20 protein-coding genes and 2 pseudogenes are annotated in these 24,845 nt (G+C 62.3%); 18 read left to right on the plus strand and 4 right to left on the minus strand.

Features of this window, described 5'->3' with window-relative positions; genetic code table 11:
• Window positions 1-536: 536 nt before the first annotated feature.
• The 8 genes and pseudogenes from ACIPOO_RS27260 to ACIPOO_RS27295 all read left to right on the plus strand — a co-directional run bounded on the left by ACIPOO_RS27260 (window position 537) and on the right by ACIPOO_RS27295 (window position 9,099).
• Complete coding sequence (locus ACIPOO_RS27260) at window positions 537-2,159, plus strand: methyl-accepting chemotaxis protein (protein WP_400611159.1); 1,623 nt, start codon at window positions 537-539, stop codon at window positions 2,157-2,159.
• 8 nt (window positions 2,160-2,167) lie between these two features.
• Window positions 2,168-2,704: a chemotaxis protein CheW gene (locus tag ACIPOO_RS27265; protein ID WP_400611161.1), complete on the plus strand. Its 537-nt coding sequence runs from the start codon at window positions 2,168-2,170 to the stop codon at window positions 2,702-2,704.
• The gene (locus ACIPOO_RS27270; protein WP_400611163.1) at window positions 2,701-3,984 is read left to right on the plus strand and encodes a CheR family methyltransferase; all 1,284 of its coding nucleotides are present in this window, start codon (window positions 2,701-2,703) and stop codon (window positions 3,982-3,984) included. The genes ACIPOO_RS27265 and ACIPOO_RS27270 overlap by 4 nt, the downstream gene beginning before the upstream one ends.
• A complete protein-coding gene (locus tag ACIPOO_RS27275) occupies window positions 3,981-4,664 on the plus strand; it encodes a chemotaxis protein CheW (RefSeq protein ID WP_400611165.1) in 684 nt (227 codons plus the stop codon). Before ACIPOO_RS27270 ends, ACIPOO_RS27275 begins: the two co-directional genes overlap by 4 nt.
• A pseudogene (locus tag ACIPOO_RS27280) lies at window positions 4,661-5,036 on the plus strand (Hpt domain-containing protein); the annotation flags it as partial. The gene ACIPOO_RS27275 and the pseudogene ACIPOO_RS27280, both read left to right, overlap by 4 nt.
• 230 nt (window positions 5,037-5,266) lie before the next feature.
• Window positions 5,267-7,042 (plus strand): annotated as a pseudogene (locus tag ACIPOO_RS27285) (hybrid sensor histidine kinase/response regulator); the annotation flags it as partial.
• Window positions 7,039-8,049, plus strand: a complete 1,011-nt coding sequence (locus tag ACIPOO_RS27290; RefSeq protein ID WP_274133755.1) for a chemotaxis response regulator protein-glutamate methylesterase — start codon at window positions 7,039-7,041, stop codon at window positions 8,047-8,049. The pseudogene ACIPOO_RS27285 and the gene ACIPOO_RS27290, both read left to right, overlap by 4 nt.
• Window positions 8,050-8,094: 45 nt before the next feature.
• The gene (locus tag ACIPOO_RS27295) at window positions 8,095-9,099 is read left to right on the plus strand and encodes a PleD family two-component system response regulator (RefSeq protein WP_274133754.1); all 1,005 of its coding nucleotides are present in this window, start codon (window positions 8,095-8,097) and stop codon (window positions 9,097-9,099) included.
• A 40-nt stretch (window positions 9,100-9,139) separates the two neighbouring features.
• Here ACIPOO_RS27295 and ACIPOO_RS27300 read toward each other — a convergent pair whose 3' ends face one another.
• Window positions 9,140-10,723 carry a hypothetical protein gene (locus ACIPOO_RS27300; RefSeq protein WP_400611168.1) on the minus strand — a complete coding sequence of 528 codons (1,584 nt, stop codon included), beginning with the start codon at window positions 10,721-10,723 and terminating at the stop codon, window positions 9,140-9,142.
• A 200-nt stretch (window positions 10,724-10,923) separates the two neighbouring features.
• Here ACIPOO_RS27300 and prfB point away from each other — a divergent pair.
• From prfB to ACIPOO_RS27335, 7 genes are all read left to right on the plus strand, one after another.
• A protein-coding gene (gene prfB, locus ACIPOO_RS27305) for a peptide chain release factor 2 (RefSeq protein ID WP_274133750.1) occupies window positions 10,924-12,019 on the plus strand; the annotation gives its coding sequence in 2 pieces (ribosomal slippage) (window positions 10,924-10,995 and window positions 10,997-12,019; 1,095 coding nt in all).
• A gap of 114 nt (window positions 12,020-12,133) precedes the next feature.
• Complete coding sequence (gene lysS / locus ACIPOO_RS27310) at window positions 12,134-13,636, plus strand: lysine--tRNA ligase (RefSeq protein WP_274133749.1); 1,503 nt, start codon at window positions 12,134-12,136, stop codon at window positions 13,634-13,636.
• Between the two features lie 172 nt (window positions 13,637-13,808).
• Window positions 13,809-14,576 (plus strand): TetR/AcrR family transcriptional regulator, encoded by a 768-nt coding sequence (locus tag ACIPOO_RS27315; protein ID WP_400611171.1) that lies wholly within the window; start codon window positions 13,809-13,811, stop codon window positions 14,574-14,576.
• 37 nt (window positions 14,577-14,613) lie between these two features.
• Complete coding sequence (locus tag ACIPOO_RS27320) at window positions 14,614-15,171, plus strand: hypothetical protein (protein WP_274133747.1); 558 nt, start codon at window positions 14,614-14,616, stop codon at window positions 15,169-15,171.
• Between the two features lie 28 nt (window positions 15,172-15,199).
• Entirely contained in the window at window positions 15,200-16,477 is a 1,278-nt protein-coding gene (locus tag ACIPOO_RS27325) for a flavohemoglobin expression-modulating QEGLA motif protein (RefSeq protein ID WP_400611173.1), read from the plus strand.
• A 209-nt stretch (window positions 16,478-16,686) separates the two neighbouring features.
• On the plus strand, window positions 16,687-17,607 hold the full coding sequence (locus ACIPOO_RS27330; RefSeq protein WP_400611175.1) for an alpha/beta hydrolase: 921 nt from the start codon (window positions 16,687-16,689) through the stop codon (window positions 17,605-17,607).
• Window positions 17,604-17,930: a hypothetical protein gene (locus ACIPOO_RS27335; RefSeq protein WP_274133744.1), complete on the plus strand. Its 327-nt coding sequence runs from the start codon at window positions 17,604-17,606 to the stop codon at window positions 17,928-17,930. The genes ACIPOO_RS27330 and ACIPOO_RS27335 overlap by 4 nt, the downstream gene beginning before the upstream one ends.
• Before the next feature lie 189 nt (window positions 17,931-18,119).
• On the opposite strand, the gene ACIPOO_RS27340 is transcribed toward ACIPOO_RS27335, so the two are convergent.
• The 3 genes from ACIPOO_RS27340 to ACIPOO_RS27350 all read right to left on the minus strand — a co-directional run bounded on the left by ACIPOO_RS27340 (window position 18,120) and on the right by ACIPOO_RS27350 (window position 20,012).
• Window positions 18,120-18,902 carry an OmpA family protein gene (locus tag ACIPOO_RS27340; RefSeq protein WP_274133743.1) on the minus strand — a complete coding sequence of 261 codons (783 nt, stop codon included), beginning with the start codon at window positions 18,900-18,902 and terminating at the stop codon, window positions 18,120-18,122.
• A 46-nt stretch (window positions 18,903-18,948) separates the two neighbouring features.
• Complete coding sequence (locus ACIPOO_RS27345; protein WP_274133742.1) at window positions 18,949-19,374, minus strand: DUF4398 domain-containing protein; 426 nt, start codon at window positions 19,372-19,374, stop codon at window positions 18,949-18,951.
• Window positions 19,375-19,667: 293 nt separating this feature from the next.
• On the minus strand, window positions 19,668-20,012 hold the full coding sequence (locus ACIPOO_RS27350) for a pilin assembly protein (protein ID WP_400611178.1): 345 nt from the start codon (window positions 20,010-20,012) through the stop codon (window positions 19,668-19,670).
• Between the two features lie 260 nt (window positions 20,013-20,272).
• Here ACIPOO_RS27350 and ppc point away from each other — a divergent pair, with 260 nt between their 5' ends.
• The 3 genes from ppc (at window position 20,273) to tsaB (ending at window position 24,618) form a co-directional block, all read left to right on the plus strand.
• Window positions 20,273-22,909, plus strand: a complete 2,637-nt coding sequence (ppc, locus tag ACIPOO_RS27355) for a phosphoenolpyruvate carboxylase (RefSeq protein WP_400611180.1) — start codon at window positions 20,273-20,275, stop codon at window positions 22,907-22,909.
• 286 nt (window positions 22,910-23,195) lie between these two features.
• Window positions 23,196-23,843 (plus strand): adenylate kinase, encoded by a 648-nt coding sequence (adk, locus tag ACIPOO_RS27360; protein WP_274133739.1) that lies wholly within the window; start codon window positions 23,196-23,198, stop codon window positions 23,841-23,843.
• Window positions 23,844-23,943: 100 nt separating this feature from the next.
• Window positions 23,944-24,618, plus strand: a complete 675-nt coding sequence (gene tsaB / locus ACIPOO_RS27365) for a tRNA (adenosine(37)-N6)-threonylcarbamoyltransferase complex dimerization subunit type 1 TsaB (protein ID WP_400611183.1) — start codon at window positions 23,944-23,946, stop codon at window positions 24,616-24,618.
• The last annotated feature ends 227 nt before the right edge of the window (window positions 24,619-24,845 follow it).

Genomic DNA, 24,845 nt, shown 5'->3' on the forward strand with positions numbered 1-24,845 from the left:
GGCACGCCATGATGGGCCATCCATGGCCCGCACGGCTTTCGCGGCTTCCTGCCGCTCATCCCCCTCCACGACACCTGCGCTCGGCCTGGCGCCTTGACGTCGCGTTCGGCGGTGTCTGTACCATCGCGCACGAAGATCAAGATCAAAATCTAAAACACACCACCATCCCGTAGCAGTCCGGCTTGCCGGCGTCGGCGCCTCCAAAATCGTCATCGCCGGCAAGCCGGACTGCTACGGGATGTGTGGCGCGGTTGCGATCTGTTTCTGGCCGCAGGCCGTGGGAGTCGCCTTGGTGGTGAGTGCGATCTTGAGGACGCCCCCGCCAGCAAGCCGTGCTGCTACGGGTAAGGTAAACGCCCCCAATGCCGATAACCTGTCAGATATTTCCGTTATATGTGTGCGTAATTACGTAAGTTATGTCGGAAACAGCCAGATTAATCGGTAAGGCACTAGGCTATACTCCGCTCGCTTCGGGCCGTTCTTCGGTCCGCTTCTTGAACCCGGTTGCGCCGGTGTTGAACTCTTGAGGGCTGACTGTGAAGAACTGGACGTTGCGTCAACGTATCTTGGCGAGCTTCGCTGTAATCATCGCCATCATGCTGCTGATGGTTGTCGTGGCTTTCACCCGGCTTCTGGTCATTGAAGACAGTGCAGATGAAGTGCGTCTGGATGCCTTGCCTGGCGTCTATTACAGCAGCACCGTGCGCGGCGCATGGGTGGAGAGCTATGTGCGCACCCAGCAATTGCTCGCCGAGGGCACCGGCCGCAGCCTGACCAACGCCGAAGAAGACCAGTACAAGGACTTCGAAGACCGCTTGCAGGCGCAGATCGCCAACTACCAGAAGAGTATCTTCGAAGAAGCCGATCGCACCGACTTTGCCCAGTTCCTGCAACTGCGCGAACGCTATCAGTTAGTGCTCAACGGCATTCTGGCGGCCTATCAGGGTGACAACTACGCCCTGGCCCAGCGCATCTTCGTCGAACAGTTGACCCCATTGTGGTTCGATGGCCGCAAGGTGCTCAATGCCCTGGGCACCAAGAACAAGGTCAATGCCGACCGCGCCGCCGATAACATTCAGGCGGCGGTTTCGGTATCCAAGATCACCCTGGGGATCTCGCTGATCATCGCCGTGCTGGCGGCGGTCACTTGCGGCCTGCTGCTGATGCGCACGATCCTGGCGCCGATGAACCGCATCGTGAAGATTCTGGAAACCATGCGCACAGGTGACCTGAGCAGCCGCCTGAACCTGGAACGCCAGGACGAATTCAACACCGTGCAGACCGGCTTCAACGACATGGTCACGGAACTGGCGGCGCTGGTGTCCCAGGCGCAGCGCTCGTCGGTGCAGGTCACCACCTCGGTGACCGAAATTGCCGCCACTTCCAAGCAGCAGCAGGCCACCGCCACCGAGACGGCGGCCACTACCACTGAAATCGGCGCGACTTCACGGGAGATCGCCGCGACCTCCCGTGACCTGGTGCGTACCATGACCGAAGTCACGTCTGCCGCCGATCAGGCATCCATTCTCGCAGGCTCCGGCCAGCAAGGCCTGGCCCGCATGGAAGAGACCATGCACTCGGTGATGGGCGCAGCCGACCTGGTCAACTCCAAGCTTGCGATCCTCAACGAGAAGGCCGGCAACATCAATCAGGTGGTGGTGACCATCGTCAAGGTCGCCGACCAGACCAACCTGCTGTCGCTCAACGCCGCCATCGAAGCGGAAAAGGCCGGCGAGTACGGCCGCGGATTTGCCGTGGTCGCCACCGAAGTGCGGCGCCTGGCCGACCAGACCGCCGTGGCCACCTACGACATCGAACAGATGGTGCGCGAGATCCAGTCGGCGGTGTCGGCCGGGGTCATGGGCATGGACAAGTTCTCCGAGGAAGTGCGTCGCGGCATGTTCGAAGTGACCCAGGTCGGCGAGCAGCTTTCGCAGATCATCCACCAGGTCCAGGCGCTGGCGCCTCGGGTGTTGATGGTCAACGAAGGCATGCAGGCCCAGGCCACCGGCGCCGAACAGATCAATCAGGCGCTGGTGCAACTGGGGGATGCCAGCAGCCAGACCGTGGAGTCCCTGCGTCAGGCCAGTTTCGCCATCGACGAACTGAGTCAGGTGGCCGTGGGGCTGCGCAGCGGCGTTTCGCGATTCAAGGTCTGAGCCTTTCCATGACTGAGCATTCCGCCAAACGCAATGCGCCCGTGCTGCCCAAGAACAAGCTGTTCCTGTTGTTCCGGATCGGCACGGAACGCTATGCGCTGGAAGCGACGGAAGTCGCCGAGGTGCTGCCGCGCCTGGTGCTCAAGCCCATCGCCCAGGCGCCGCACTGGGTGGCCGGTGTGTTTGCCCATCGCGGCGCGGTGATCCCGGTCATCGACCTGAGCGCCCTGACTTTCGGCGAAGCGGCCCCGCTGCGCACCAGCACGCGGCTGGTGCTGGTGCACTATCGCCCTGGAGCCGACCGGGCGCCGCAGCGGCTGGGGCTGATTCTGGAACAGGCCACCGACACCCTGCGTTGCAGCCCTCTGGAGTTCAAGGCCTACGGGCTGGACAACCGCCAGGCGCCGTACCTGGGGCCGGTGCGCGAGGATGAACTGGGCCTGTTGCAGTGGATTCGCGTGCCGGACCTGCTCAACGAAGCGGTGCGTGACCTGCTGTTCCCCCGCGAGCCCATGAGCCTTGAGCAGTTCGAGGCGACGCCATGAGTGCCGACGCGCGTTTCTTCGGTTTCCTGAAAAACCGCATCGGGCTGGACGTGGCATCGGTGGGCGAGGCCATTGTCGAGCGCGCGGTGCGTCAGCGCTGCATCCAGGCCAATGCTGCCGACCACGACGCCTACTGGCTGTTGCTGCTGGGATCGGCTGAAGAGCAACAGGCGCTGATCGAAGCGGTGATCGTGCCCGAGACCTGGTTTTTCAGGTACCCGGAATCCTTCGTCACCCTCGGCAAACTTGCGGCCGCACGGCTGGCGCAGCTCAACGGCGCGCGGCCCTTGCGCATCCTCAGCCTGCCGTGTTCGACGGGCGAGGAGCCGTATTCGATCGTCATGGCGTTGTTCGATGCCGGTTTGCAGGCGCAGCAGTTCAAGGTCGAAGCGGTGGACATCAGCCCCTTGTCCCTGCAACGGGCGCGGCGTGCGGTCTACGGCAAGAATTCCTTTCGTGGCGAAGACCAGGGCTTTCGCCAGCGCTACTTCACCCAGGTCGATGAGGGCTACCGGGTCGAGGATCGGGTGCGCGAGCGGGTCGGTTTTCAAGCCGGCAACCTGCTCGATCCGGCCTTGCCGGTGGCGCAGTCGGCGTACGATTTCGTGTTCTGCCGCAACCTGCTGATCTATTTCGATGTCGAGACTCAGCGCCGGGGTTTCGAGGCGCTCAAACGCATGACCCGCGACGACGGCGTGCTGTTCATCGGGCCTGCCGAGGGCAGCCTGCTGGGGCGCATGGGTATGGCGTCCATTGGCGTGGCCCAGTCGTTTGCCTTCAGGCATCGGGCTGAACCGCTGGCCCAACCGTCCCCCGCGCCCAGCGTGCCTGCGCGCAGCGAATCGCTGCCGGTCAGTGCCAGGCCGGTTCCTGTTGCCCCGCCGCGAGTCAAGACCAGCGTCCGTCCGTTCGCCGCGCCGCCGCGTACTCCGGCGAGCCCGGCGCTGGACAACAGCGAAGCCACGACCCTGCTCGACAGCATCAAGCGTCTGGCCAACGAGGGCAAGAGTGCCCAGGCCAAGGCTGCGTGCGAGCAATACCTCAAGCGTTTCGAGCCCGTCGCACGGGTGTTCTACTGGCAGGGCCTGCTCGCCGAGGTCGAGGGCGATGCCGCGAGTGCGCAAGGCTTCTACCGCAAGGCGCTTTACCTTGAGCCGCAACACCCCGAGGCCCTGGCTCAACTGGCCGCGCTGCTGGCCGCCCAAGGCGACACGGCAGGTGCCAGACGCTTGCAGGAGCGTGCTGCGCGCGGTGTGAATAAAGAAGGACGCAACCGATGACCGGCGTGCACAGCGAACTCATCAGCAACGACGCCCAGGCCATCGACGATTGCTGGAACCGCATCGGTATCCATGGCGACCGTTCCTGTCCGCTGCTCGAAGAACACATCCATTGCCGCAACTGCTCGGTGTATTCGGCAGCGGCCACGCGCCTGCTGGACCGCTACGCGCTGGCCCAGGAACATCGCGTGGTGGCCGGCGCCGAAGAGCTTGCCAGTGACGTTCAGACCCGCTCGCTGGTGGTGTTTCGCTTGGGCGAGGAGTGGCTCGGCCTGCCGACCCGTTGCCTGGTCGAGGTGTCGCCGGTGCAGACCATTCATTCGCTGCCGCACCAGCGTTCCCGCGCCCTGCTGGGTGTGGCGAACGTGCGTGGCGCGCTGGTGGCGTGCCTGTCGTTCGTCGAACTGCTGGGGCTGGATGTGTCCTTCGCCCCTGCCAGCAAGGCGCGGGTCATGCCGCGCATGTTGATCGTGGCTGCCGAAGGCGGGCCGGTGGTGGTGCCGGTGGATGAAGTCGACGGCATCCATGCCATCGAGGCGCGCCTGCTGGATTCGGCATCGGCTCCTGCGCACAACGCCAATGCCCGGTTCACCCGGGGTGTGGTGCAATGGCGCGACCGCAGCCTGCGCCTGCTGGATGAAGAACAGCTGTTGTCGGCAGTGAACCGGAGCCTGACATGACGCCCGATCAGATGCGCGACGCCTCGTTGTTCGAACTCTTCACCCTGGAAGCCGAAGCCCAGACCCAGGTGCTCAGCGCAGGCCTGTTGGCGCTGGAGCGCAATCCGGCCCAGGCCGACCAACTGGAAGCCTGCATGCGCGCCGCCCACTCGCTCAAGGGCGCGGCGCGGATCGTCGGGGTCAACGCCGGGGTCAGCGTGTCCCACGTCATGGAGGATTGCCTGGTCGAAGCCCAGGAAGGCCGCCTGCGTCTTGCGCCCGAGCACATCGATGCGCTGCTGATGGGCACCGACATGCTGATGCGCATCGCCACCCCCGGTGAGAGCAGCGTAGGGCAGAGCGACGTCGACGGTTACGTCGCGTTGATGAACGACCTTATCAAACCCGGCGCCAGGCCTTCGGCTGCGGCGCCGAGTGCTGCGCCGTCGATGGAAGACATCCTGCTGGCCAACGCCCAGTCCCTGGTGCAGTCCGTGCAATCGGCACTGGGCCCGGCGGCGTTCGACCATCCTCTTGCCGAGCCGCCCGTTGCGCCCCCTGCGCCAGCGCCTGTCGCCGAAGAAGAATCAGTTACCGAGCAGGCGCCTGCGGCCAAGGCCGAACCGCGCCGCGAGCGTCGCGTGGCCGAGGGCGGCGAACGTGTCCTGCGGGTGACCGCCGAACGCTTGAACAACCTGCTGGACCTGTCGAGCAAATCGCTGGTCGAGACCCAGCGCCTCAAGCCCTATCTGACCGCGATGCAGCGGGTCAAACGCTCGCAGAGCGGAGCGAGCCGGGCACTGGACAACCTTGATGCATTGCTGGGCGCAAACGCCGACCCCGATGCACAAAAGGCATTGGAAGAAGCGCGCCGCCTGCTGGGCGAAGCGCAGCACCTGTTGATCCAGCAGACTTCGGACCTGGACGAGTTCGGCTGGCAGGCCAGCCAGCGTGCGCAACTGCTCTACGACACCGCCCTTGCCTGTCGCATGCGCCCGTTCGCCGACGTGCTGGCAGGCCAGGCGCGCATGGTCCGCGATCTGGGCCGCTCGCTGGGCAAGCAGGTGCGTCTGGAAATCGACGGCGAGAAGACCCAGGTCGACCGCGACGTACTGGAAAAACTCGAAGCACCGCTGACGCACTTGCTGCGTAACGCGGTGGACCACGGCATCGAATCCCCTGAGCGGCGCATCGCTGCGGGCAAGCCTGCCGAGGGCCTGATTCAGCTCAGCGCTTCCCATCAGGCCGGCCTGCTGGTGGTCGAGTTGATCGACGACGGCGCCGGTGTCGATCTGGAGCGCCTGCGCCAGAACATCATCGAGCGCAAACTGTCGCCCGCTGAAACCGCCGCGCAGTTGAGCGAGGAAGAGCTGTTGAGCTTCCTGTTCCTGCCCGGTTTCAGCATGCGCGACAAGGTCACCGAGGTGTCGGGCCGTGGTGTTGGGCTCGATGCGGTGCTGCACATGGTTCGCCAGTTGCGCGGCGGGGTCGATCTGCATCAGCAGGCGGGGCAGGGCAGTCGCTTCCACCTTGAAGTACCGCTGACGCTTTCGGTGGTCCGCAGCCTGGTGGTGGAAGTGGGCGGCGAGGCTTACGCCTTCCCGCTGGCGCACATCGAACGCATGCGCGATGTGCAGGCCGATGAGATCGTGCAACTCGAAGGGCGCCAGCATTTCTGGCACGAGGAACGGCATGTCGGGCTGGTTGCGGCCAGCCAGTTGCTCAATCGTCCGGCCGGAGAACACCGTGAAGACGTGCTCAAGGTCGTGGTGATCCGCGAGCGCGACGCGGTGTATGGCGTGGCGGTGGAGCGTTTCATCGGCGAGCGCACCCTGGTGGTGTTGCCGCTGGACCCGCGGCTGGGCAAGGTTCAGGATATTTCGGCCGGTGCCTTGCTCGACGATGGTTCGGCGGTGCTGATCGTCGATGTCGAAGACATGCTGCGTTCGGTGGAAAAACTGCTGAACACCGGGCGCCTGGAGCGCATCGACCGGCGCAGTCGCGAGGCCCAGGCCCAGCCGCGTAAACGGGTGCTGGTGGTCGACGACTCGCTGACCGTACGCGAGCTCGAGCGCAAACTGCTGCTCAGTCGCGGCTACGAAGTGGCCGTGGCGGTGGATGGCATGGATGGCTGGAACGCCTTGCGTGCTGAAGATTTCGACCTGTTGATCACTGACATCGACATGCCGCGCATGGACGGTATCGAACTGGTGACCTTGCTGCGACGCGACAGCCGTCTGCAGTCGTTGCCGGTCATGGTAGTGTCCTACAAGGACCGCGAAGAGGATCGTCGACGAGGGCTGGATGCAGGCGCCGACTACTACCTGGCCAAGGCCAGTTTCCATGACGATGCGTTGCTTGACGCGGTCGTTGAGTTGATAGGAGATGCGCAAGGATGAAAATCGCCATCGTCAACGACATGCCCATGGCCGTCGAAGCGCTGCGCCGTGCGCTGGCTTTCGAGCCTGCGCATCAGGTGGTCTGGGTCGCCCGCAATGGCGCCGAGGCGGTCGAGCAATGCGCTGAGGTACTGCCGGACCTGATCCTGATGGACCTCATCATGCCGGTCATGGACGGTGTGGAGGCGACTCGTCGTATCATGGCGGCCACGCCGTGCGCCATCGTGATCGTCACGGTGGATCGCGAGCAGAACGTACACCGCGTATTCGAAGCCATGGGCCACGGTGCGCTGGATGTGGTAGATACGCCAGCGATCGGTGCGGGTGACCCCAAAGAGGCTGCCGCCCCTTTGTTGCGCAAGATACTTAATATAGGCTGGCTGATTGGCCAGCGTGACAGCCGCGTGCGCCAGGCCCCTGTGCCGGTTCGCGATGCGGTTCAGCGGCGCGGGCTTGTGGCAATCGGCTCCTCGGCCGGCGGCCCTGCGGCCCTGGAAATATTGTTGAAAGGGCTGCCGAAGGATTTTTCGGCCCCCATCGTATTGGTTCAGCACGTGGATCAGGTGTTCGCCGCCGGCATGGCGCAGTGGCTGAGCAGCTCGTCCGGCCTTGCCGTGCGCCTGGCCCGTGACGGCGAGCCGCCGCAGCCTGGCGCTGTATTGCTGGCGGGGACCAATCACCATATACGTCTTTTGAAGAACGGCACGCTGGCTTACACCGCCGAGCCGGTAAACGAAATTTACAGGCCCTCGATCGATGTCTTTTTCGAGAGCGTAGCCAGTTATTGGAGCGGGGATGCAGTGGGCGTTCTGTTGACGGGAATGGGGCGTGATGGCGCGCAGGGACTCAAGCTGATGCGTCAGCGGGGGTTTCTGACCATCGCCCAGAATCAGGAAAGCTGCGCGGTGTATGGCATGCCCAAGGCGGCAGCGGCCATCGACGCGGCCGTGGAAATTCGCCCGCTGGACACCATCGCACCTCGTTTGAAAGAGGTTTTCACCCAATGAATTACCAGGTGATTTCACAGCCCGGCTGTGACCAGGAGCACCCTGATGCATGATTTGCAACTGGACGATGTAAACACCACGGATGAAAACGCTGCCATGGTGTTGCTGGTCGACGATCAGGCAATGATCGGCGAGGCCGTCCGGCGCGGGCTGGCAAATGAGGAAAACATCGATTTCCACTTTTGCGCCGATCCGCATCAGGCCATTGCCCAGGCGATCCAGATCAAGCCGACGGTGATCCTGCAGGACCTGGTCATGCCAGGCCTCGACGGCCTGACCCTGGTGCGCGAATACCGCAACAACCCGATCACCCGCGACATCCCGATCATCGTGCTTTCCACCAAGGAAGACCCGCTGATCAAGAGCGCGGCGTTCGCGGCCGGGGCCAACGATTATCTGGTCAAGCTGCCGGACAACATCGAACTGGTGGCGCGCATTCGCTACCACTCGCGCTCCTACATGACCCTGTTGCAGCGCGACGAGGCCTATCGTGCCCTGCGCGTGAGCCAGCAGCAGTTGCTGGACACCAACCTGGTGCTGCAGCGCCTGATGAACTCCGACGGCCTGACGGGCCTCTCCAACCGCAGGCACTTCGACGAATACCTGGAACTGGAATGGCGCCGGGCCATTCGCGAACAGACCCAGATGTCGCTGATGATGATCGATGTCGACTACTTCAAGGCTTATAACGACAGTTTCGGCCATCTTGAAGGCGACGAGGCCCTGCGTCAGGTGGCCAAGGCCATCCGCGCAAGCTGCAGCCGTCCCTCGGACTTGCCCGCCCGTTACGGCGGCGAAGAATTCGCCCTGGTCCTGCCCAACACCTCGCCGGGCGGTGCGCGCCTGCTGGCCGAGAAACTGCGCCAGACCGTGGCCGGCATGAACATCCCGCACATCGCCCCGGTGGAAGGTTCCGTGCTGACCATCAGCATTGGCCTGGCCACCGTGGTGCCTGCCGTGGGCAGCCACAGCCGGCAACTGATCCAGAGCGCGGATCAGGGTTTGTATGCGGCCAAGAACAGCGGACGCAATCAGGTGGCGGTGGGGTGAGACAAGGCCGGACATGAATCCGGCCTTGTCTGCGCTGCGATCAAGGCTGCACGGCCTGGTCGGCGGGAATGTAACTGAATGGGGCAACCCCGGCCGCCATTTTTGTTGCGTCAAGCTTGATGACAGGCAACCATAGCGATGTCCGGGTCTTGTATTTCTGTTGGTAAATTTTTGCGTCTTGCAAACCTTCGTCACGCAGATAAAAGAAGGCTTGTATAGGGAGTCTCGAACCCATTCCGGCCTGCCAGACTTTTATGAGTACCTCGTTCCAGGTGGCTGTGATGGGCGGGGGTATCGGATACTCGCGAACCAGCAGGCTGAACGTGAATTGAGCCGGGATTTGCGCGCTCAACGAGCAATGTTCAACGCGCTTGGTCAACTGGTTGGTGTAGGCCCGCCAACCATCGACTGTTGCCGCACCCAGGCCTGAGCAGGTGCTGGGGTCCGCGACATTGATTGAGGCATTATTGGATGCCTGCACTTCATCGAGGCTTCGCCTCATGACATCCCCCAGATCGGGCACTTTGCGCAGCAGGGCGGCGAAGGCCGGATCTGTCTGGAGAAGGTCGCTGGCGTCTTGTCCATTGGCAAGTCGATCTGCCAATTGCTCGTTACTTTTGAGCAGCCTCAGCAGTTCCGGATGCTCCACCGCGATCTGGATCAGCCTGGTAGTTGGATCGTCCGCTCGTCCACTTCTGGCTGCGAATCCGCAGCCGTAGGCGACTCTTCCCAGATCGGTAGCTCCATCATGGGGGAAGGAGCACAGGTATTCCTGCTCTTTTCCCTGCCTTATCGCCTCAGCCTGTGAAAATATAACGTAGCCGCTGTCTCGCCAGAGGTCAGTGACTCGCGAGTCCTTGCGTAGGTACGAGAAGGACACCGAGCCTTTGCGCTCTTGCGTCGGGCTAGGATCCCATGGGTCGTAATCGCCATTGCTGGTCCCGCGTGTGGTGACGCCGTTGCAGTAATAAGAGGGCGTGTTGCCGGCACATGTGAAGCGGGTATCGTTGTAACGGGTGTTCAGATCGTCCACTACCGCTTCGCCCGGATTACGGGAGTCGTGGACGGCGAATTTCAGCTCTTGTGAAGGTTCCGGGGGTAAGCCGGGTCTACCCACAATGGCCGTTACCGTGACAAGCCTGCCTTTTTCATTGAGAACCCTGTCATAGGGAATGTCGAACACCAATGGGCGTGGTGCGTCCTGGACTGGCGAATCAGGGGATTGATACACCGGGTTTCCAGCCCAGCGGATGCTCACGGTGTCCCCATCTGCGATGCCGGGGTAGGTAAAGGTTACCCTGACATCTCTGGACTGGACGACAGCCAGATCGAGCAAGTCGCCCTGGAGCAAAGCGATTTTGGGCGAGGTGCTCAGCGCCTTGCTTGTCGACTTCGCACCGACGTTTGCGCCAGTTTCATGGGGTCGCAGGTTGGGCTCGTCGTTCAGCGCGACCGCTTCGGGTGGTCGTGGCTTCGGTATCGGCAGATCGGTACCGTCGGACGCAGTCGTGGGCGCTGTTTCGCATTGGCACTGACAAGAACACGGCTGGCTGTCAGCGTAAGCTTCGGGCAGGGCTGTAATGGACGTAAGTGTTGCCATCAACAACGCAGGCAAAAGTTTCATCTCGACCTCCTTTTCGGTGTTTCCTGATGTCCTGTTCCGAGTATGTGCGCAGCCGATGCGGGCGCTAGGCTGTTTCGCGATGAGGGTTATCGCGGTTCGCGATTAGTCAGGAGACCAGGCAGCCGGACGGACTGCCGCAATGGGGACGAATGAGCTATACTCGCGGGCTTTGCTAAATTCGCCTGCGAGTCCTGTCGACCATGGAAATCAACCCGATCCTGAACACCATCAAGGACCTGACCGAACGCTCCCAGTCCATTCGGGGGTATCTTTGACTACGATCACAAGAGTGATCGTCTGATCGAAGTCAACCGCGAGCTGGAAGACCCGAACGTCTGGAACAAGCCCGAGTACGCCCAGGCACTGGGCCGCGAGCGCGCCACCCTGGCGCAGATCGTCGAGACCCTGGACGAGATGTCCAGCGGCCTGACCGATTCGCGCGAGCTTTTGGACATGGCCGTCGAAGAAAACGACGAAGGCGCCGTCAATGACGTCGTCGAGCTGCTCCAGGGCCTTGAAGAATCGCTGGCCAAGCTTGAATTCCGTCGCATGTTCAGCGGCGAGATGGACCCCAACAACGCCTACCTGGACATCCAGGCCGGTTCCGGCGGTACTGAAGCACAGGACTGGGCCAACATCCTGCTGCGCATGTACCTGCGCTGGGCCGACAAGCGTGGCTTCGACGCCACCATCATGGAACTGTCCGAAGGCGAAGTCGCCGGCATCAAGGGCGCCACGGTGCACATCAAGGGTGAGTACGCCTTTGGCTGGCTGCGTACCGAGATCGGCGTTCACCGCCTGGTGCGCAAGAGCCCGTTCGACTCCGGCGCACGTCGCCACACCTCGTTCTCGGCGGTGTTCGTCTCCCCGGAGATCGACGACCGCATCGAGATCGACATCAACCCGTCGGACCTGCGCATCGATACCTATCGTTCGTCCGGTGCCGGTGGTCAGCACGTCAACACCACCGACTCGGCGGTGCGTATCACCCACGTGCCGACCAACACCGTGGTCAGCTGCCAGAACGAGCGCTCCCAGCACGCGAACAAGGACACCGCCATGAAAATGCTGCGGGCCAAGTTGTACGAGCTGGAAATGCAGAAGCGCAACGCGGCGTCCCAGGCCCTGGAAGACACCAAGTCCGACATCGGCTGGGGTCACCAGATCCGTTCGTACGTTCTCGATGACTCGCGCATCAAGGACCTGCGTACCGGCGTCGAGCGCAGTGACTGCAACAAGGTGCTGGACGGCGACCTCGACGGTTACCTGGAAGCCAGCCTCAAGCAAGGCCTGTAACCGCGAAACTACCGTTGCGGGCACGGCACGCCACTGCGCATGACCGGCCCGCGATTCCTCACCGCTGACCCGTGGCGGATGATGGGCAACGAACCTGATGGAATAACTGAAGACATGAGCGACCAACAACTCGACCCGCAAGCCCAGCAACAGGAAGAAAACACCCTGATCGCCCTGCGCAAGGAAAAGCTTGCAGCCGAGCGCGCGAAGGGTAACGCCTTCCCGAACGACTTCCGCCGCGAAAACTACTGCAACGACCTGCAGAAACAGTACGCGGACAAGACCAAGGAAGAGCTGGCTGAAGCGGCGATTCCGGTCAAGGTTGCCGGTCGCATCATGCTCAACCGTGGCTCGTTCATGGTGATCCAGGACATGACCGGTCGCATCCAGGTCTACGTCAACCGCAAGACCCTGTCCGAGGAAACCCTGGCTGCGGTCAAGACCTGGGACATGGGCGACATCATCGCCGCCGAAGGCACCCTGGCCCGCTCCGGCAAGGGCGACCTGTACGTCGAGATGACCACCGTGCGCCTGCTGACCAAGTCGCTGCGCCCGCTGCCGGACAAGCACCACGGCCTGACCGACACCGAGCAGCGCTACCGTCAGCGCTACGTTGACCTGATCGTCAACGAAGAAGTGCGCGACACCTTCCGCGTGCGCTCGCAAGTCATCGCCCACATCCGCAGCTTCCTGATGAAGCGTGACTTCCTGGAAGTCGAGACGCCGATGCTGCAGACCATTCCGGGCGGCGCTGCGGCCAAGCCGTTCGAAACCCACCACAACGCGCTGGACATGGAAATGTTCCTGCGTATCGCGCCTGAGCTGTATCTGAAGCGTCTGGTGGTTGGCGGGTTCGAGAAGGTGTTCGAGATCAACCGCAACTTCCGTAACGAAGGCGTCTCGACCCGTCACAACCCTGAATTCACCATGTTGGAGTTCTACCAGGCCTACGCCGACTACGAAGACAACATGGACCTGACCGAAGAGCTGTTCCGCGAACTGGCGCAGCTTGTGCTGGGGTCCACCGACGTGCCGTACGGCGACAAGGTGTTCCACTTCGGCGAGCCGTTCGCACGCCTGTCGGTGTTCGACTCGATCCTCAAGTACAACCCGGATCTGACCGCCGATGACCTGAACGACATCGACAAGGCTCGCGCCATCGCCAAGAAAGCCGGTGCCAAGGTGCTGGGATTCGAAGGCCTGGGCAAGCTGCAGGTGATGATTTTCGAAGAGCTGGTCGAGCACAAGCTGGAACAGCCGCACTTCATCACCCAGTACCCGTTCGAAGTGTCGCCGCTGGCGCGCCGCAACGACGAAAACCCGAACGTCACCGACCGTTTCGAGCTGTTCATCGGCGGCCGTGAAATCGCCAACGCCTACTCCGAGTTGAACGACGCGGAAGACCAGGCCGAGCGCTTCATGGCCCAGGTGGCCGACAAGGACGCCGGTGACGACGAAGCCATGCACTACGACGCCGACTTCGTTCGCGCGCTGGAATACGGCATGCCACCGACGGCGGGTGAGGGTATCGGTATCGACCGTCTGGTGATGCTGCTGACCAACTCGCCATCGATCCGCGACGTGATCCTGTTCCCGCACATGCGGCCTCAGGCTTAAGCGTTGTCAGAAAAGCCGCCTGGAGAGGGCGGCTTTTTTTTGCCTGTTTTGCGGATGTTCGGTTACCTGTGCTGACGCCTTCGCGGGCAAGCGCGCTCCTACACTGTATTGTGCTCGACTGTAGGAGCGCGCTTGCCCGCGACAGGGCCGGTGCAGACACCGAAGCTTTCCGATGCCCCGATTTCGAAGACTAAAAAGGAAACCTGTCGTGAATCGTACGATCGCTCAAAAGGGAGCCGCCGGCCTTGCCACGGCTGTGGCGCAGAGTGTTCAGTATCAAGGCCGCAAAGCGAGCCGACAGGGCAGTGAACAGCGTCGCCAGCAGATTCTCGATGCCGCCATGCGCATCCTCATCCGCGATGGCGTGCGCGCCGTTCGCCATCGTGCCGTGGCTGCCGAGGCGCAGGTGCCGCTGTCGGCCACCACCTATTACTTCAAGGACATCGACGACCTGCTCACCGATGCCTTCGCCCAATACGTCGAGCGCAGCGCCGCCTACATGGCCAAGCTGTGGACCAACACCGAAGTGCTGCTGCGCGAAATGGTCGCACGTAACGACGGCAGCCCCGAGGCCCGCGGCCGCCTGGCCGACGAGATCGCGCGCATGACCATGGAATACGTGCGTCATCAACTGATGACCCGCCGCGACCAGTTGATCGCCGAGCATGCCTTCCGCCTCGAAGCCTTGATCAACCCGCGCCTGGCACCTCTGGTGAGCGCCCATCAGGAGATTCTGCTGCAGGGAAGTGCCCAGTTTCTCGAGGTCATGGGCTCGGCCCAGCCGCAGACGGACGCGCAAGTGTTGACGGGGATTATCGGGCGGATGGAATATCAGGGGCTGCTCGAAGGCCCACGGCCCGACGCAGACGAGCAAATGCTCGCTATTCTTACCCGCCAGATGCACTTGGTGCTGGGCACTGCAAGGCCCGTGGCGGGCTGATCGTTCGCCGGTTCACGGCTCACATGGGGAGGAAAGGATGAAAGTCTGGAGCGTCGTGCTCGCCTTGTCGTTCGCCCTGTTGAGCGGATGCCTGGTGACGTTCAAGGACCCGATCGCGACCCGCGATACCGCGCCGCCCGGACTGCTCGGCACCTGGACCAGCAAGAACGCCTGGGGCGAGCCGCTGGAGCTCGAGATCAGCCGCGCCGGCACCAATCAATACCGGGCGGTCAGCTATCGCAAGGGCGATCGCCAGAACCGTGACGAATACACCTTCACCGTGGCCCGCCACGGCAGCCGCTGGTACCTGTGCGCTTCGCTGCCGGACAAGTACGGCGCCAACTACGTGATCGCAGGCTTCGACCTGATCGACAATCAAAACGCCGCCGACGAGCTGGAGGTCTATGATCTTGACCTCGAACGCTTCCAGCAACTGGTGGAACAGAAGGTCTTCGACGGCCAGACAGTGGACACCGAGAAGGGCGACGGCGTCCTGATCACCAGCTCCATGGACAAGGTGTTCGCCTACCTGGACGACACCGCCAATTCCGATGTCTTCATCAATGCGGCCAAATATCAGCGCATGACCAAATAGCGCTACCGGTTAATCAAAGGGGTATTGGGTGGACGATTACCAACAGACCATACGCACGCTGTCCGATCGTATTGTGTTGGCGCAGACGCCGATTCGCGTACTCGATGCCGTGAAATGGGACGACAGCATCCGCAAGACGTTCCTGGCCGCCAAGGGCAAGGAGCCGCCGGAGGTCAACCGCGCCTACTACGAAAGCCGCCCGCTGGGCTTCGATTCGGGCGCGGTGAAGCTCGAGTTCCAGAACATCGAGCGCGACATCACCCGGCAACTGGGGCAGTTCAACCCGGTCGGGCAGATCATGCGCCGCATGTGCAAGGAATACCGCATGGTGATCCGCATGCTCGAAGCCCGGGGCACGCCGGACTTCGGCCTGATCTCCCAGGAACTTTACGGCGCGGCCTCCGATGCGTTCCATGCCGGCGACCCGACCCTGGCCGACCTGGGCATGATGCTCTCCGATTACCTCAACAACATCGCCGGGCGCGGCGACCTCAAGGACGAACCCAAGACGCTCAACGCCAAGGACGCGGTGGCCATGCTGCAAAGCCGCCTGAACCGCACCTTCGGCGAGGCCGAGGAAACCATCCGCGTGTTCGAGTCCGACGGCATCGTGGCTGACGCTGCGGCGGGCGCCGACTACATCAAGATCCGCAGCGACGCGATGTTCAACGAGCGTGACGTGCGGGCGCTGGAAGTCCACGAAGGCCTGGTCCACGTGGGCACCACGCTCAACGGATTGAACCAGCCGATCTGCACCTTCCTGGCCAAGGGTCCGCCCTCGTCGACGGTGACCCAGGAAGGGCTGGCGATCCTCATGGAAGTGATCGGCTTCGCCTCGTACCCGAGCCGCCTGCGCAAGCTCACCAACCGCACCCGCGCCATCCACATGGCCGAGGAGGGCGCGGATTTCCTCCAGGTGTTCGATTTCTATCGCGAGCAGGGCTTCGGCATGCCGGAAAGCTACGGCAACGCCAGCCGCGTTTTCCGAGGCTCTGTGCCGAACGGTCTGCCGTTCACCAAGGACCTTTCGTACCTGAAGGGCTTCATCATGGTCTACAACTACATCCAGTTGGCCGTGAGAAAGGGCAAGCTTGAGCAGGTGCCGCTGCTGTTCTGCGGCAAGACCACGCTGGAAGACATGCGCACCCTGCGCCAACTGGTGGACGAAGGACTGGTGGTGCCGCCCAAGTACCTGCCAGACCAGTTCCGCGACATGAACGCGCTGTCGGCGTGGATGTGCTTCTCCAACTTCCTCAACCACTTGAGCCTGGACCGGATCGAGGCGGATTACTCGAATATCCTCTGAACAACACACCCGTAGGAGCGCGCTTGCCCGCGATGGCGTGGTGTCAGACGACTCGGATCTACCTGACCCACCGCCTCCGCCTGTAGGAGCGCGCTTGCCCGCGACAGCGTCGTGTCAGACGATTCACTTCTTGACCCACCGCCGTCGCGGGCAAGCGCGCTCCTACAAGGACCTGCGCAGGTTGGATAATTCATTTGAAAGGACATCGCTTGAAGCCGCTTCTGACTTTGCTCCTGCTCATCTCCCTCACCGGCTGCAGCGAGTTGCTGTTCTACCCCGAGCGCCATGTGCCCATGACCCCGGACAAGGCGCAACTGTCCTATCGCGATGTCACCCTCGTCGCCGCCGATGGCACCCGGCTCAACGGCTGGTGGCTGCCGGCCAAGGCGGGCGTGCCGGTCAAGGGCACGGTGCTGCACCTGCACGGCAACGGCGGCAACATGGCCTGGCATCTGGGCGGCAGTGGCTGGCTCCCCGAGCGTGGCTATCAGGTGCTGATGCTGGACTACCGCGGCTACGGCCGCTCCGAGGGCGATCCAAATTTGCCTGCCGTGTATCAGGACGTCGACGCCGCCTTCGACTGGCTGAGCAAGGCCCCCGAGGCGCAAGGCAAACCGCTGATAGTCCTGGGACAAAGCCTGGGCGGCGCGATCGGCGTGCATTACCTGGCCGAACATCCGCAGCAACGCTCGCGGCTCAAGGCCCTGGTACTCGACGGCGTCCCGGCCAGTTACCGTGACATTGCGCGCTACACCCTGAGCACGTCGTGGCTGACCTGGGCATTCAAGCGGCCATTGTCCTGGGTGATTCCTGACGGCGACAGCGCCATCACCGCCATCCCCCGGCTCAAGGGCACGCCGATCCTGTTGTTCCAGAGCCTGGACGATGCGCAGATTCCGCTGCAAAACGGCATCAGCCTGTATCAGGCCGCACCGCCCCCGCGGGTGCTGCAACTGACGCGCGGGCCTCACGTGCAGACCTTCGCCGACCCGACCTGGCAGCAAGTCATGGTCAACTACCTGGACGACCCGCAGCACTTCAACGGTTTGCGGCGTCTGGCAGAAATCCCCAACTACCCCGATCCTGACGCGAAACCGTCGCCAGACAACCCAGCAGAGAGCCACAAATGAGTGAAGAGCGTAACGTCATCCCGCAGATTCTGACCGGCATCGCCTGTATTTTCGGCACGGTGGGGGTGTTGTGGTACTACGGCTACCTGCACTTCGCAAAGCCTGAGGACGCCCTGCAATTGAGCCAGTTCACCATGCTCAAGACCATGCCGGGGGAGGATTACAAAGTCGCGCTGGAACCCGCGCCGCAGGCTGCGCAATGCATCGAAGGGGTATTGGTGCTGTTCGATACCGAACAGAAAGGCCTGACCGGCGTGCTGGTCAACGACCGTAAACAGGCGGTGCGCTGCATGGGGCAGCAGACGCCACAGCAGGTTCAATAACACGCTAAGCATCGCCGCCTGATATCTGTTATCTGTGGGAGCGGGCTCGCCCGCGAACGCTGTTTGCCAGACGCCTGTTTGGGTGCCTGACACACCGCCTTCGCGGGCGAGCCCGCTCCCACAGACGGACGCAAAACAGCCCCGCCTGAGCATCGCCAGGCAGGGCTGTTGATTACCGCAAGAGCTGCGTTACTGCATCGAAGAACGCGGTGCCACTGGCTGGTTGTCGTTGGAAATGGTCACTTCCACGCGACGGTTCATCGCACGGCCCGACGCGCTGGCGTTGTCAGCCACCGGGTATTCCTTGCCGTAACCCTGGGACACGACGCGGTCCATGCTCACACCCATCTTCACCAGCGCCATGCGCACGGAGTTGGCGCGACGCTCGGACAGCGACTGGTTGTAGCTCGCGGAGCCGGTGCTGTCGGTGTAACCCTCGACGATCACCTTGCGGTCAGGGTTCTCTTGCAGGAACTGAGACAGCTTGTTGACGTTGACCAGGCCGCTGGATTTCAGCTCGGCCTTGTTCAGATCGAACAGCACGTCACCGAAGGTCACCAAGGTGCCGCGTTCGGTCTGCTTGGCGTTCAGGCTGTTCTGCAGCGCCTTGATCTGCGCATCGCGTGCATCCAGACGTGCCTGTGCACGCTGAGCCGAGGCGTTTTTCAGATCGTTTTCAGCGGTCTTCAGGTTAATGGTCTGCTTGGCCAGCTCCACGCGCTGATTGGTCAGGTAAGCCAGTTGGTCGACTTTCTGCTCGTTTTCGTGGCTGCGGAAAGCCGCATCGGCCTTGTCCAGCCATTCGCTGGCGTCTTTGGTTTCCAGGGCCGCCAGTTCAGTGGCCTTTGGGTTGCTTTGCAGCGCCGAATAGTTGGTGCGGGCCTGCTCCAGGTTCACGTTCGGTTGCGAAGAGCAGGCAGCCAGGCCAACGCTCAGGGCCAGCAGGGCAGGAATCAGTACTTGTTTACGCATGATGGTTTCGTCCTTAAATCAATGGCAATGCAGGAAATGCGAAGGGTTACTGGCTGACCGGCTGGGCCTGGCGCATGCCTTCTTCACGCAGTTCATTGACGCCCTGGCGAGCGTCCTGCACGGCTTTCTGTGCCTTGGCCGCCTGCGCCTTGCGCTCGGCTACACGGGCGTCCCACTCGGCCTGTTCAGCGTATTTGCGTGCCTCGTCGTATTTCTTTTCCTGCATCGCAAGTTCCGATTGCTTGAACTTGTCCTGCGCCGATTTCATCTCGACCGGGGCGTACTCGGTGGCACCTGCGGTCACGGCAGCGTTCACCGCCGACTGGGTCACGGCGTACTGCTCGCTTGGAGGTTTGCCTGCACAACCGGCAAGGAGCACGCTGGTGCCCACGACCAACGCGGCCAGTTTCAGCCCGCGCAGGCGGTTGGACTTGGTGTTGGCAGTGCTGATGTTCATGGTGGTCAACTCCATTTCGAAACTCCTGAAAACATGATGGTCCATTTCAGTTTTGCCCTGGTCGGGAGCGGGCGGCTTGCAGCAAACACGCGTCGCGCCTGATGCCATTGGTCGGCTTTTTCTGTCATGGCTAATTGCTCGGACCAACACGGTTTTTGAATAGTTCAGCGTTTTTTACAGCTGCCAAACGGGTGATTTGTTGCGCGTTGTAAAACTGGCGCTTTTTTAATGACACAAAAAAAGACGCGCCGGCCCCGGTTTTACGGGGCGGCGCGGCACTTTGACTGGCATTGAAAACGACGTCGTTATCAGTGCTGCTGGCTGTCTGTCTGATCCGACAGGTCTTGTAGGAAACGACGCGACAAGGCGAGGAAACGCGGTGTCGGTCCTACGTCTTCGTAGAGAGGATCGCCTTCTTCGTCAGTGGCGACCACGTGGGTGCCCTGGATGTACGGAAAGCTTTCTTCAAGCTCTTCAAGGGCAGCACCGATCAATTCGCCCAGCAGTTCCTCCGGGGAGCGTTTGGGGTACATTTCGGCGATGGCCGCCAGGCGCGCTGCGGCTTCGACGTCCAGATGCACGGCGTAGCCGGTCTTGGTCAGGCGGCCTTTGGCGGACTGTTCCCATTGTTTTGCGAGCTCACGGATTTTCATAAAGACCTCTTCATGGTTCTCGCACCTGGCGCCCGCAGGATGACGGGAGCTGGCGAGTATGCAGACCTTCGTGGGGTCCACTACAAACCCTAGCCTGTTCCCCACGGATGTGAGGCAAGGGGTTGCATGCTTGTATGAATTTGTCGCTGTATGCACAGTAGATAGAGACGGATTTTTACCGAGCGTTCAGTTTCAGGGACTTTTCGGACCCGAAGCCACGCGTGACCGGAACAACAAAAAACGCTGAAGGAGAGGGCTGGATGGCTGATATCGATGCACGTTTGCGCGAGGACGTTCACCTCCTGGGTGAGCTGTTGGGCAACACCATTCGTGATCAGCACGGGGCTGATTTTCTGGAGAAGATCGAACGTATCCGCAAGAGCGCCAAGGCCGGTCGGCACGCCGCGACACAAAGCACCGAGCAACTGAGTTCCAATCTGGAAAGCCTCAAGGAAGACGAACTGTTGCCGGTTGCGCGGGCCTTCAACCAGTTTCTGAACCTGGCCAACATCGCCGAGCAGTATCAGTTGATCCATCGCCGCGACGACAGCAAGCCGCAGCCCTTCGAATCGCGCGTGCTGCCTGAACTGCTTGAGCGTTTGAAGGCGTCCGGTCAGTCACCTGAAGCCCTGGCGCGCCAGTTGGGGAAACTGGAAATCGAACTGGTCCTCACCGCCCACCCCACCGAAGTGGCCCGGCGTACGCTGATTCAGAAGTACGATGCCATCGCCGCGCAACTGGCGGCCCTCGATCATCGCGACTTGAATGCCATCGAGCGCCAACAGATCACCGAGCGCCTGCAACGCCTGATCGCCGAAGCCTGGCACACCGAAGAAATTCGCCGTGTCAGACCCACGCCCGTGGATGAGGCGAAATGGGGCTTTGCAGTGATTGAAAACTCCCTGTGGCAAGCCATCCCCAACTACCTGCGCAAGGCGGACCAGGCGCTGAAAGCGGCCACCGGCCTGCACCTGCCTCTGGAAGCGGCGCCGATCCGATTCGCTTCATGGATGGGCGGCGACCGCGACGGCAACCCCAATGTCACCGCCACCGTGACCCGCGAAGTGCTGCTACTGGCGCGCTGGATGGCGGCGGACCTGTACCTGCGCGATGTCGATCAACTGGCTGCCGAGCTGTCGATGCAGCAGGCCAGCCCTGAGCTGATGGCCGTGGCCGGCGACAGCGCCGAGCCCTATCGCGCCGTGCTCAAGCAACTGCGCGAGCGCCTGCGGGCCACCCGCAACTGGGCCCATGCCTCGCTGCGCGTCACCCAGCCTGCGCCTGAGGGCGTGTTGCACGACAACCGCGAGCTGCTCGAACCGCTGCAATTGTGTTTCCGCTCGCTGCACGAGTGCGGCATGGGCGTGATCGCCGATGGCCCGCTGCTAGATTGCCTGCGCCGTGCGGTCACTTTCGGCCTGTTTCTGGTCAAGCTCGATGTGCGCCAGGACTCCACCCGGCACAGCTCGGCCATGACCGAGATCACCGACTACCTGGGCCTTGGTCGATATGACGACTGGGACGAAGAAACCCGCATCGAATTCCTGCTCGGTGAGTTGAGCAACAAACGCCCACTGCTGCCCGCGCATTTCAAGCCGGCAGCCGACACCGCCGAAGTGCTGGCGACCTGCCGGGTGGTGGCTGCGGCGCCTGCGGCATCGCTGGGCTCCTACGTGATTTCCATGGCGGGCGCGGCTTCCGATGTGCTGGCTGTGCAGTTGCTGCTAAAGGAAGCCGGCTTGCTGCGACCGATGCGGGTAGTGCCGTTGTTTGAAACCCTTGCGGACCTCGACAACGCGGGGCCTGTGATCGAGCACCTGCTCAGCCTGCCGGGCTATCGCCAGCGTTTGCATGGCCCGCAGGAAGTCATGATCGGCTACTCCGACTCGGCCAAGGACGCGGGCACCACGGCAGCCGCCTGGGCGCAGTATCGGGCCCAGGAAAAACTGGTGGAGATCTGCAAGGCCCAGCAAGTCGAACTGCTGCTGTTCCACGGCCGTGGCGGCACCGTAGGCCGTGGGGGTGGTCCTGCTCACGCGGCGATCCTGTCGCAGCCGCCAGGTTCGGTGGCCGGGCGTTTCCGCACCACCGAACAGGGCGAGATGATCCGCTTCAAGTTCGGCCTGCCGGACATCGCCGAGCAAAACCTGAACCTGTATCTGGCCGCGGTACTGGAGGCAACCTTGCAGCCGCCGCCGATGCCTGAGCCGCAGTGGCGTCAGATGATGGATCAACTGGCCGCAGATGGCGTGAACGCCTATCGCGCCGTGGTCCGGGAAAATCCCGAGTTCGTCGAATACTTCCGCCAGGCCACGCCCGAACAGGAACTGGGACGTCTGCCGCTGGGCAGCCGGCCGGCGAAACGTCGCGAGGGCGGGGTGGAAAGCCTGCGGGCGATCCCGTGGATCTTCGCCTGGACCCAGACCCGCCTGATGCTGCCTGCCTGGCTCGGCTGGGAAGACGCGCTGAGCAAGGCGCTGGAGCGGGGCCAGGGCGAGTTGCTGGGGCAGATGCGCGAGCAGTGGCCGTTCTTCCGCACCCGCATCGACATGCTGGAGATGGTCCTGGCCAAGGCCGACAGCGACATCGCCCAGCTCTACGACGAACGTCTGGTGCAGCCGCAACTGCTGCATTTGGGTGCGCATTTGCGCGACCTATTGTCGCAGGCGTGCGACGTGGTGCTCGGGTTGACCGGGCAGTCGCAACTGCTGGCCCACAGTCCGGAAACCCTTGAATTCATCAGCTTGCGCAACACCTACCTCGATCCGCTTCATCTATTGCAGGCCGAACTGCTGGCACGCTCGCGCAGTCGCGAGGTCAGCCTGGACAGTCCTCTGGTACAGGCGCTGCTGGTGTCTGTTGCAGGCATTGCCGCCGGTTTGCGCAATACCGGCTAAGGTGAGATTGGTGCCGCAGATGAGGCTCGAAGGCTTCATCCTGCGGCGCACAGCCGATCCGCCGCAGAGCTGCCCCCTGAAGTTGCACTGCGGTGCTACCAAAGTACCGATCGTTGCCAAGCTATTGGTTTGTCGCGGGTTGCTGCGACTTTTGGCGTCTTGTGCGGCATGAATCGGCTGTGTATCTTGATCAGCCTTTGGCCGTTGGGTCAGTTAATTTTTTTTAGTGATTGGCCCCATGTAGGCGAATCCGACGAAATCTCTATAAAAATTGAGGAGCACAACAATGCGCGTGATTCTGCTGGGAGCTCCCGGGGCCGGTAAAGGTACTCAGGCAACGTTCATCACTGAAAAGTTCGGCATTCCACAAATCTCCACCGGCGACATGCTGCGCGCTGCGGTCAAGGCCGGCACCGAGCTGGGCCTGAAGGCCAAGAGCGTCATGGACAGCGGCGGCCTGGTGTCCGATGACCTGATCATCGGTCTGATCAAGGATCGCCTGTCGCAGCCCGACTGCGCCAACGGCTGCCTGTTCGACGGCTTCCCGCGTACCATTCCCCAGGCTGAAGCCCTGAAGAATGCCGGCCTTGCCATTGACCACGTGGTCGAGATCAAGGTCGACGACGAAGAGATCGTTCAGCGTATCTCCGGCCGTCGTGTGCACGAAGGTTCGGGCCGCGTCTACCACACCGTCTACAACCCGCCGAAGGTTGAAGGCAAGGACGACGTGACCGGCGAAGACCTGGTTCAGCGCAAGGACGACGTCGAAGAGACCGTGCGTCATCGCCTGTCGGTCTACCACGCGCAGACCGAGCCTCTGGTCGAGTTCTACAAGAAGCTCGAAGAGAAGGACGGCACGCCGAAGTTCAGCAGCATCCCGGGCGTAGGCTCGGTCAAGGAAATCACCGCCAAGGTGAGCGCAGCACTGGCCTGATCTTCATCAGGCGTTGCGATGACGGCCCGCTTGCGGGCCGTTGTTGTTTATAATGCCCGCGCATTTCTCCCACTTTTCTCCCCCGATCATGGAAACCCCGATGACCACGTTGCTGGCCCTGGACACCGCCACTGAAGCCTGCTCTGTTGCCCTGTTGCACGACGGAAAAATCACCACGCACTATGAGGTGATTCCGCGGCTGCATGCGCAGAAGCTTCTGCCGATGATCAAGGAGCTGCTGGCCGGGGCCGGCATCGGGCTGTCGGCGCTGGATGCGATTGCTTTCGGGCGCGGCCCGGGTGCGTTCACTGGTGTGCGCATTGCCATTGGTGTGGTGCAGGGGCTGGCGTTCGGGCTGGATCGTCCGGTGTTGCCGGTGTCGAATCTGGCGGTGCTGGCGCAGCGGGCCTTGCGTGAGCATGGCGCCACGCAGGTGGCTGCTGCCATCGATGCGCGGATGGATGAGGTGTATTGGGGTTGCTATCGCGAAGCTGCCGGTGAGATGCGGCTGGTGGGCGAGGAGGCGGTGATGCCGCCGGAGCGTGCCGCTTTGCCTGGCGACGCCTCGGGTGAGTGGTTTGGCGCGGGTACGGGTTGGGGGTATGCGGGGCGTATGCCTGTCGCTGTCTCTGGGCAGGATGCTTTGATGCTGCCCCATGCGCAGGATTTGCTGACGCTGGCGACCTTTGCCTGGCAGCGCGGCGAGGCCATTGTTGCTGATGAGGCGCAGCCGGTTTATTTGCGGGACAAGGTGGCGACGCCCAAGGCTCGGTGATTCCCGCATGATCGTTCCCACGCTCTGCGCATGATCGTTCCCACGCTCTGCGTGGTAACGCCTTGAGCGACGCTCCGCGTCGGCGGCGGTTGGATCGTGTGTATATCCGTTTCTTAGGCTGGTGCTGATTGCGCCTTCCGCCCTTACGGCGGGTCACTTTTTCCAAGAGCTGAAAAAGTAACCAAAAAAGCCCTGCGACAGGCTGGGGTCCTTCGGACTTCCCTCGA

Origin of the sequence: Pseudomonas sp. NPDC090201 (assembly GCF_044746825.1) — a bacterium.
Taxonomy (GTDB): domain Bacteria; phylum Pseudomonadota; class Gammaproteobacteria; order Pseudomonadales; family Pseudomonadaceae; genus Aquipseudomonas; species Aquipseudomonas putida_AD.